The sequence below is a fragment of the Pseudomonas sp. PS02288 genome (assembly GCF_029959715.1).
GTDB lineage: Bacteria > Pseudomonadota > Gammaproteobacteria > Pseudomonadales > Pseudomonadaceae > Pseudomonas_O > Pseudomonas_O kuykendallii.
The window spans coordinates 1-7,934 of the sequence record NZ_JASCPA010000102.1 but is presented as its reverse complement, the minus strand read 5'-3'; the positions used below and the strand labels follow the sequence as shown (position 1 = coordinate 7,934).

The window sequence follows — 7,934 nt, the reverse complement described above, 5'->3', positions numbered from 1 at the left end:
GGGCGGGCGGGCGCCCGGGCGCGCCCCGGCGCCACCCCCCCCGCGCCCCCCGCCACCCCCATGTGCAGACAGGCTTTCGACGCGGCCCCGTGCCGCGTCCTTTTGTCTTGCCTTCCGCCTTTGCCCTCGGGCGTCGGCGGTCCGGTGGCGCTGTGATGCTTGCAACCAGCCCGCCGGAGAACGCGCTGGGGGCTGCAGGCCGGGCGCGTTCGAGGCAAGACGCCTGCACATGGGAAGGCAGCGCGAAGTGCGGTGCGAATGCACCCGCACTGCACGCGCGATGACACGGCGACGAACAGCAGAACGACACGCCCGATGGCACGATGAGATGCACGGCAGCGTGCAGCGAATCGGCGGCCGTCATCGGCGTGCCTCCAGCCAAACGGGATGCGCAACGCCGATCACGGCGGATGCGCTGACCGGGCCGAAGTAGCGGCTATCGAACGACGCCGGATTGGTCACGCTCAACAGGAACAGTTCGCCAGGCGCAAGGCGGCGGCATTGCGGCCAGGATGGCAGCGGCCGGCCCAGCCGGTCGGCAGGCAGCACGGCGGCCGAAGGCACGCCGTCGATGCGTACCTGACCAGCGCCGATGCAAACGTGTTGCGGTGCGATTGCGCCCACACGTTTGAGCAGCGGAATGCGCGTCGGCAGGTAGCCGCGCTGCGCAGCCAATGCGGCGGCCTCGGCTGGCAGCGGCACCAGCACGATGCTGTCCACGGACAACGGACGTGGCAGCGAGGCGGTGCGCGGCTCGAACGGTTCGATGCGATACCAGCCGACCGCCACGCTGTCGGATGGGTTGTATGTCAGGCGCGGCAGCGGCGACACGAACGCCGCCCAGGCCAGCGCAGCGAGGCCGCAGGCGGTCAGGCCCGCGAGCACGATGCGAGCGCGCAGGCGCGAGCGAGGACGCGGCGAGGCGGACGAAGTGGAAACGGTTGTCATGGCAGCACCTTCCCGGCGAGCCAGGCGGCGTGCCGCTCGGCGGTGTATTCGGGCAGCGGCAGGCGCGCCGCGAGACGGTTGCCCAGCGTGCGCCAGTACGCGGGCGAGACGGCAGACGGGGCGATCCCCAGCGCCTCGATGCCGTCGATACATTCCAGGACGGCGCGCACGCGGGCGTCGCCTTCGGCGTGCAGCAGCAGGCGCGCGCCGGGCCGCACGCCGGGGATGCGCTGCAAGGCATCCAGCGGCGTGGCAGCTTGCATCACCATCAACTGCCAGCGGATCGTGCCGTAGTCGTTGGCCTGCCAGCGCACGCGGCAGAACATCGCGCCCGGCAGGAACACCGCGCAGCGCCGCCATCGGCCGAGCTGGAGCGTGCGCGCCGGTTCGCCGAAGCGCAGGTAGAGCTTGAAGCGCGGTTCGATGTAGGCCAGCGAAACGTGCGTCATCAGCACGTTGCCGGCCTGGCCGGCGAGTACCGCGAGCGACGGCGCAGCCGGAGGCGATGCAGCGGCCGTGGCCGCGTTCGTGGCGGGTGCATTGGATACGTTCATGGCGTGTTCTCCGTGCGGTGCTCGGGAAACTCCCGCTCCAGCAAAGCGCGCAGCAGTTCGGCCACCGTCACGCCTCGCGTGAAGGCCGACACCTTGATGCGCGCCCGCATAGCGGGCGTCACATCGAGCGTCAGGCGTGCGGTGTAGAGGTCGCCCTTGTTGAGCGCATCGGCGTCGCCCTGGCGAATCCACGCCTCGGCGTGCGGATTCGCGGGCGGCCGCGCACCGATGCCGACGCGCTTGCTGCGTGGTGGCTTCGCGGTCATGTCGGCCACCGCAGCAGCTCGTCCACCAGTGCTGTGATCTCGCGTGCAGCGGCGCTGTCGGGCGCCGTCTCGCGTGCGAGCCGACCGGCGGCCACGCTGTCGGCGAAGACGATGCGCTGGCGCACTTCGGCGCGCAGCGCTGGCAGCGGTTGTTCGGCCAGCGACTGCCGCGCCTCCCGACCGATCACCGTGGTGCTGACGCGCCGGTTGATGACGAAGGCCGCGCGCAGCGCAGGCCGGAACACCTGCGCCTCGCGGATCAGTGCCACCATCTCGGCGCTGGCCCACAGGTCGTAGGGGCTGGGCTGTACCGGGATCAGCACACGCTCGGCCGCCAGCAGCGCGGAGCGCGCCAAGGCGGCGATGCGCGGCGGCCCGTCGATGATGACGTGATCTGCGCGGCGGGCGAGTTCTGGCGCTTCCTGGTGCAGCGTTTCGCGGGCCAGGCCCACGGCGCTGAACAGCCGTGGCAAGCCTTGCTGGCTTCTGCGTTGCGTCCAGTCCAGCGATGACCCTTGCGGGTCGGCATCCAGCAGGATGACCGACTGCCCACGCATCGCCAGTTCGCCCGCGATGTGCGTGGCGAGCGTGGTCTTGCCGACGCCGCCTTTCTGGTTGAGCAAGGCGACGATCATGGCGCGACCCTCCAAGCTGGAAAGCCAGTCTGGTTCTGCCTTGCCGAACGGGGTTGGTTTTGGGGCTGTTTTTGCCTTCGGGACTGCGGTGCTTTTTGCCTTTCGGCAGTTGTCCACCGAATCGGCGCGCTTCTACTAAAAGTTAGAGATTTATAGTTAGGTAAGTTAGAGGGGACGCAAACCCTCGCCGTTATTGGCTTTCTGGCGTTTTCGTACTCCTGATAGCACGATAGGCGTACTCCCGATAGCACGATACCCGGTACTCCTGATAGCACGAGGCCGTCCACAGGCTTTACCGTAGTTATCCCCGTGCCGTATGCAGCACGGGCCGGAAGGTCAGCAGTTCCAATCCTTCGTCCGGCATCGCCTCGATGCCGAGGACGTAGCCGGGCAGCGACTGCCGCGCCACCAGGACGCGCAGGTCGTAGGCGAAGTCTGAGAAGCGCGCCGCGCTGCCGGACTTGCGGTGCAGGTGCCGGAAGTCGAACTGCCAACCGTCCGGCTGCTTGCCGCCGTGCTTGCGCACCGGGCGGTACAGCCAGCGTTCGATGCCGCCTTTGAGACGGAAGTACGCGGGGTCGATGGTCAGCACCAGGGCGGAGTCCACCACGCCGGCATAGAACCAGTCCGGCAGGATCAATTCGAGGCCCAGCGGCACGCCGCTGGCGTCGGTCAGTTCCTTCCACTCGTTGATCCACGAGAAGCGATGCAAGCGCCTTCCCGTCGTTTCGCGGATCGACGTGGCTACGCTGGTCGATTGCAGGCGATCCAGTGCGGCTTTCAGGCGCAGGTAGTCGTTGAGGGATGTTCCTCGTCCTATGAAGCGCAGGATTTCGTAGGGTGTGGCGCGTATCCAGCGCGACGGGCGAATGCCCGCGTCGCGCGCCTCCACGATCTGCGAGGCCGCCCAAATCAATACGTCGGCATCCCAGATGGTGGCGATGCCATGCTCGGCCGTGCCCTCCACCCGGATGGTGATGCCGCCCGCGCGGAAGTCGATCGGCGCGGTGCGCCGCGACTTGGCGAGCGAGAAGAACGGAAAGGCCATCAAGTCCTGGCTGTCGCGCGGCGCCATGTCCCCCGGCAGCGCACGGAACAGGTCGAGCTGTTCGCGCTGCGGCAAGGCTTGCCCTGGCGGGCTGGACATAGCGATGGCCACCGGCGATGCGCCGATCAGCGCGCACGGCTGTCGGCCGAATGGTTCTCGGCGTATTCGGGATCGGACGTGGCCTCGTAGCTACGCGCATCGGCCCAGGCATCGAGGTCGCTCACGGCGTACATGACGCGCCGGCCGAACTTGCGGAACTTCGGGCCACCACCAATCACGCGCTGCTTCTCCAGCGTGCGCGGAGAAAGGCGCAGGTACTCGGCGGCCTCATCGTTGGTGAGGTAGCGTTGGGGCTGCGCGGGCGCAGTGACAGCAGCGGCGGCAGGCCGCAAGGGAGCAGGTCGCATGGGATTTACCTCCATCAAGCCCGGCCACACCACGCGGTCGGATAGAGGCACTTTCAAGAAAGCAAGGCTTCCTGCTAAGGGACGTTCTTCAAGGGACGCGAAACGTCCCCCTATCTCTGCTAGTGCAACGGGAACGGCGGAAGCTGTGCCAGGCGGCGGTAGCCGCCACGCATCAGCGCGTCGCCACGGCGCACCAGCCGCCGCACGCGGGCACGCAAGGCGCTGTCCTTGTGCCAGTCGGCCGCGACGGCACCCGCGCCGAACAGCCCTTCGGCCACCTCGCGCAAGGACGCGCCTGCCAGGGTCGCGTCGAGCGCCTGGAGCGTGTGCAGCTCCAGCAGCGCGGCGGGCATGGGCCGCGAGCGGGCCGCCGCCGCAGGCGTGACAGCCGTCGCCACGGCCAGGGCGTCCAGCTCGGCCGCAAGCGTGCGATAGCGCGCGCAAGGCGTGGCGCAGGCGCGGGTGGCGTAGAGGTAGGCCATGCCGTCTTCCAGGCCCGGCCCGAGGGCGAGCCGCAGGCAGCAGCCCGGCCAGTGCGACACCAGCACCAGGCGCTTGCCGTCGTGGATCAGTTGCTTGCGGCCGGGGACGCGCCAGAACTCGAAGGCATAGGCATCGGGTGGCGGATCGGCATCGGGGTAAAGCTGCACCACGGCATCGTGGTCGGGGAACCAGGCCGGATGCGTGTCGCGCGCATCCAGGGCCGGGTCTTCCAGCAGTCGCAGGCCCCAAGCCTGCGACGCGTCCGGCCTGCGGCGACGGCGCAGCCAGTCGCGCCGGTAGTCGGGATTTCGGCGCAGGTACTCCCAGGCCAGAGCGGGGCCATCGAGATGCAGCGTGTAGAGATACGCGGCGGTCGGATACCAGTGTGCGGCGCTCGAATCAGCCATGACGCAACCTCCTGTCGATCAGCAGGAACGTCGCGATGGATTTCGGCTTGCGGGAGCTACCGCTTCAACATCGAACTGCCTTCAAGATCGGGAGAGGCTGCAACTTGGTGTCAAGACCGATTCGCTCCGGTGCACTACCGAAATCGTCTGAATGCGACGGCTGCGCCGCCGGACAATGGTGCGCAGCATCGGCCACCGTGCATTAGCCCGCGCCAAAGATCGTGACCGTTTCCAGCACAGTCGCACCGCTTCGGTGCAAAAGTGCGGAATCAGATCCGCTCGGTCTCGACTAAGACCGAAATAGTCACAGTGCGCCCCGGCTGGACGGGCTGCGCCGGCCTCTCTCGGCAGGCCGCGCAGGGTTCGGTCAGTCCGTGATCGAGCCGTTCTCCTGGGCCAGCCGGACATACTCCGACAGCGGGCGTGCCGCCTGGAAATACCGATCCCGCCGCACCGGCAGCTTGCGTGGGCCGACGATGCCGGCCAGGTCGGACAGCTTGACCGTCCCGAGCGCCGGCATCCCGATGCCGAGGTCGATCAGGCCATAGGCCGTGTCGCCATCCGCAGGATCGAGCGACACCAGCAGCCAAGTCGCGTGCGCGTCCGGTGTGAACAGCCGTACCACGGGCAGCGGGTCGAGGTGCCCGGACGCGTGTGCCGCGCCGTGGGCCAGCAACCGGGCGCGTTCGTCGGCGGTGACAAGCGGCAGGGTCATGGTCGGAATCCCCACGAAACCGAGGATGCGCGGATGCGCTTTTGTGCCGAGGCGCAGAACCGCCGAACCGTATCCGTGCATTCATGCGCAAGCACCGATACGCAATCCATCGCATCCGTAGAAGAACGGAAGCGCACAAGCGGAATTGTAGAAAGCCGGAAAGACACGGATGCGATTCCCCGGTTCTGTCGGAATCCGCATCTGCGGATTTCCGTAAAAGCACGAAAGCGGGCCTTTCAGCCATGAATGAACACTTTAGATTGTAGCCCTATTGGGTGCAATGGGCTGTCATCTTGGTTTTTACGGGGAAACCAAGTTGGTGGCAGCGAAACACTCATTGGCGACGGCCATACGGACGGTCAGGAAAGCGCGCGGCTTGAGCCAGGAAGCGTTCTCCGACGTGTCCAGCCGCACCTATATGAGTTCGCTGGAGCGCGACTTGAAAAGCCCAACCATGCACAAGCTGACCGAGCTGTGCGAGGTCATGGACGTGCATCCGCTCACGCTGCTGACGCTGGCCTATGCCGGCGACAGCGCGCGCAAGACCGATCAGCTTCTGGCGCAGGTGCGGCAGGAGTTGGAGGCGGTGTTGAAGGAGCGCGACGCACAGTAGCGCTGTGGATGCTCTCCTCGCTACAACGCGATGGGAGCTTAGGGGCAAACGTTACAGCCTTGATTGCTTGTCGGCACGGGGCTCGGGAAAAGCCCCAGAGGTGCCTGCCTCGCCAACACACGCGAGTAGCAACGCGAATTCGGACGTTCGCCAGTCCGGAATTCCTCACGCTTGATGTAAGCTGATACAGCTTTGTGACAGCTGAATCAAAGGCGTCCCGACGCCCGTTCCTTGTTCACACTGCCACAAGGGGTAAGCGCATGAAGCCTCGCCCATCTTTTCCAACGAAGATTGAGAAGAGTTATGGCATATAGAAATGGAAACTACACGGCCTTTTATGTCGCAGAGCCATTCAACTCTAGCGCGCTGGGTGCCAATGCAACGAAGGATTTTCAGTACTACAACACTCTGCGGATGTGGAAAGGTGCCGATGCAACATTCCCCTTCGTTGATTCGCATGAAAAAACGTACAGCGTTCGCGATGGAAGCAACTGGGATTTGACCTTGAAGCCTAGACTCAGGGAGCGGCTTCGCAGCTCAAAAAATATCGTTCTCATTCTGAGTGCGGTCACTACCAATTCTCGCGCGCTTCGGGAAGAAATCGACTACGGAATCAATGACCAAGGACTTCCGGTTATTGCCATTTATCCAGAATACGGTACGAAAGAGAGTCTGCTGGCCAATGGGTCATTGAAGCAAGCGGTGAAGAACCTCTGGGGCAATCTTCCTGTCTTCCGGGATTCGATGAGCAAGGTGCCTACGCTCCACGTGCCCATGAGCAAAGACCTTATCAAATCAGCTCTACAAGAAAGCGACTTCATGATTGGTAGCAAGGGGAAGTCTGACTTTTACTGGTTCAAGCCGTAAGAATTCGACATCCTGATCAGGCGACCTCATATATGGCAAAAGTTAGCTTATTTGATAAGCGAGTAATCAAGAAATTCCTTGAAATAACGTCCGTGATCAGCGGGACGCTGTCAGCGGTTGTTCTTTTTGTTGATATTCCAAGCGACTTAAAGTTGATTGGCGGGTGGATCTTTCTTGGCCTACTTGCCTTGACGTATCTGGCGATCTGGGCTTGGTCGAATAATTTGAACAGCATCGACATTGATGTCGAGGGGAGTCGAGTTTCGGTCAAAGTGGGAGACATCTTTCAACAGCCAGGACTGAAGGCAATCGCTTTCAATGAGTATTTCGATACACAAGTCGACAACAAGGTCATCGGCGAAGGTTCGCTCAACGGAATTTTCATCAACAAGCATCTTGATGTGTCGGTTGCTGAACTGGATCACCATATTGAGGACTATGCTTTTGACGCCAATGAAGTCCTGGAGAGCAACGACGGCCGTAAGCAAGGGAAGCGGCAGCGGTATCAAATCGGGACGATCTGCATCTACAAAGACTATCTCCTGACCGCGTTCTCCAAATTCGATGAGAACAACAAGGCGTTGCTGACGATGCCTGAGTATTTGGAGTTCCTTATTAATTTCTGGGACAGAGTGAACAATGTATATGCTCAACAGAGCGTATCCACCACGATCTTTGGCTCAGGAATTACGCGCATTAGAGGGCATAAAAACATTGCGGATGAGGATCTTCTGAAAATAATGTTGTGGACATTCAGGATCAGCGAAATGCGATTCAAGTATCCCGCGAAGCTGACTATCATCATCCACAAGGACAAGATTGATCAGATCAACCTTCTCGATATCAAATCCGCAAGAAATGGCGTGTGATTTGTAAAGCATGCAGAAGCGGCCTGGCATAGGGCCGGGCCGCTTCTTGGCAAGTGGCAGCACCGTGCCCCCCCCCAACCGGGGGGGGGCCGGTGCCGGGCGGGCGGCCCGCCCGCGGGTGG

12 protein-coding genes are annotated in these 7,934 nt (G+C 63.3%); 4 read left to right on the top strand and 8 right to left on the bottom strand.

All coding sequences use genetic code 11. The features are described 5' to 3' along the window. Positions 1–360: 360 nt before the first annotated feature. Genes QMX85_RS22875 through parA form a run of 4 tightly spaced genes read right to left on the bottom strand, consistent with a single transcriptional unit; the run spans position 361 to position 2,403 of the window. Positions 361–948, bottom strand: coding sequence for a S26 family signal peptidase (locus QMX85_RS22875; RefSeq protein ID WP_282344776.1), 588 nt, complete (start codon positions 946–948; stop codon positions 361–363). Further along, entirely contained in the window at positions 945–1,502 is a 558-nt protein-coding gene (locus tag QMX85_RS22870) for a DUF2840 domain-containing protein (protein WP_282344774.1), read from the bottom strand. The genes QMX85_RS22875 and QMX85_RS22870 overlap by 4 nt, the downstream gene beginning before the upstream one ends. Continuing rightward, positions 1,499–1,768 carry a chromosome partitioning protein ParB gene (locus tag QMX85_RS22865; protein ID WP_203320856.1) on the bottom strand — a complete coding sequence of 90 codons (270 nt, stop codon included), beginning with the start codon at positions 1,766–1,768 and terminating at the stop codon, positions 1,499–1,501. The genes QMX85_RS22870 and QMX85_RS22865 overlap by 4 nt, the downstream gene beginning before the upstream one ends. Then, entirely contained in the window at positions 1,765–2,403 is a 639-nt protein-coding gene (gene parA / locus QMX85_RS22860; protein WP_282344771.1) for a ParA family partition ATPase, read from the bottom strand. The genes QMX85_RS22865 and parA overlap by 4 nt, the downstream gene beginning before the upstream one ends. On the opposite strand from parA, the gene QMX85_RS22855 reads away from it, so the two are divergent. Then, complete coding sequence (locus tag QMX85_RS22855; protein ID WP_282344769.1) at positions 2,402–2,542, top strand: hypothetical protein; 141 nt, start codon at positions 2,402–2,404, stop codon at positions 2,540–2,542. The two genes, parA and QMX85_RS22855, sit on opposite strands and share 2 nt — an antisense overlap. A gap of 162 nt (positions 2,543–2,704) precedes the next feature. Here QMX85_RS22855 and QMX85_RS22850 read toward each other — a convergent pair whose 3' ends face one another. The 4 genes from QMX85_RS22850 to QMX85_RS22835 form a co-directional block, all read right to left on the bottom strand. After that, a complete protein-coding gene (locus QMX85_RS22850) occupies positions 2,705–3,550 on the bottom strand; it encodes a replication initiator protein A (protein ID WP_282344767.1) in 846 nt (281 codons plus the stop codon). 26 nt (positions 3,551–3,576) lie between these two features. Further along, on the bottom strand, positions 3,577–3,858 hold the full coding sequence (locus tag QMX85_RS22845; protein ID WP_282344765.1) for a helix-turn-helix domain-containing protein: 282 nt from the start codon (positions 3,856–3,858) through the stop codon (positions 3,577–3,579). 119 nt (positions 3,859–3,977) lie between these two features. Continuing rightward, positions 3,978–4,748, bottom strand: coding sequence for a DUF2285 domain-containing protein (locus QMX85_RS22840; RefSeq protein ID WP_282344763.1), 771 nt, complete (start codon positions 4,746–4,748; stop codon positions 3,978–3,980). 367 nt (positions 4,749–5,115) lie between these two features. Then, complete coding sequence (locus QMX85_RS22835) at positions 5,116–5,463, bottom strand: DUF2958 domain-containing protein (protein ID WP_282344762.1); 348 nt, start codon at positions 5,461–5,463, stop codon at positions 5,116–5,118. A 319-nt stretch (positions 5,464–5,782) separates the two neighbouring features. Here QMX85_RS22835 and QMX85_RS22830 point away from each other — a divergent pair, with 319 nt between their 5' ends. From QMX85_RS22830 to QMX85_RS22820, 3 genes are all read left to right on the top strand, one after another. Continuing rightward, positions 5,783–6,076 (top strand): helix-turn-helix transcriptional regulator, encoded by a 294-nt coding sequence (locus QMX85_RS22830; protein WP_282344760.1) that lies wholly within the window; start codon positions 5,783–5,785, stop codon positions 6,074–6,076. Between the two features lie 303 nt (positions 6,077–6,379). After that, positions 6,380–6,943 carry a hypothetical protein gene (locus QMX85_RS22825; RefSeq protein ID WP_282344758.1) on the top strand — a complete coding sequence of 188 codons (564 nt, stop codon included), beginning with the start codon at positions 6,380–6,382 and terminating at the stop codon, positions 6,941–6,943. Between the two features lie 32 nt (positions 6,944–6,975). Continuing rightward, positions 6,976–7,812: a macro domain-containing protein gene (locus QMX85_RS22820; protein WP_282344756.1), complete on the top strand. Its 837-nt coding sequence runs from the start codon at positions 6,976–6,978 to the stop codon at positions 7,810–7,812. Positions 7,813–7,934: the final 122 nt, after the last annotated feature.

Bases quoted from the DNA above. Each gene is read 5' to 3' on its own strand.
- QMX85_RS22825 (WP_282344758.1), top strand. From the start codon at position 6,380: ATGGCATATAGAAATGGAAACTACACGGCCTTTTATGTCGCAGAGCCA.
- QMX85_RS22855 (WP_282344769.1), top strand. From the start codon at position 2,402: ATGGCGCGACCCTCCAAGCTGGAAAGCCAGTCTGGTTCTGCCTTGCCG.
- QMX85_RS22840 (WP_282344763.1), bottom strand. From the start codon at position 4,748: ATGGCTGATTCGAGCGCCGCACACTGGTATCCGACCGCCGCGTATCTC.
- QMX85_RS22875 (WP_282344776.1), bottom strand. From the start codon at position 948: ATGACAACCGTTTCCACTTCGTCCGCCTCGCCGCGTCCTCGCTCGCGC.
- parA (WP_282344771.1), bottom strand. From the start codon at position 2,403: ATGATCGTCGCCTTGCTCAACCAGAAAGGCGGCGTCGGCAAGACCACG.
- QMX85_RS22870 (WP_282344774.1), bottom strand. From the start codon at position 1,502: ATGAACGTATCCAATGCACCCGCCACGAACGCGGCCACGGCCGCTGCA.
- QMX85_RS22835 (WP_282344762.1), bottom strand. From the start codon at position 5,463: ATGACCCTGCCGCTTGTCACCGCCGACGAACGCGCCCGGTTGCTGGCC.
- QMX85_RS22850 (WP_282344767.1), bottom strand. From the start codon at position 3,550: ATGTCCAGCCCGCCAGGGCAAGCCTTGCCGCAGCGCGAACAGCTCGAC.
- QMX85_RS22865 (WP_203320856.1), bottom strand. From the start codon at position 1,768: ATGACCGCGAAGCCACCACGCAGCAAGCGCGTCGGCATCGGTGCGCGG.
- QMX85_RS22820 (WP_282344756.1), top strand. From the start codon at position 6,976: ATGGCAAAAGTTAGCTTATTTGATAAGCGAGTAATCAAGAAATTCCTT.
- QMX85_RS22845 (WP_282344765.1), bottom strand. From the start codon at position 3,858: ATGCGACCTGCTCCCTTGCGGCCTGCCGCCGCTGCTGTCACTGCGCCC.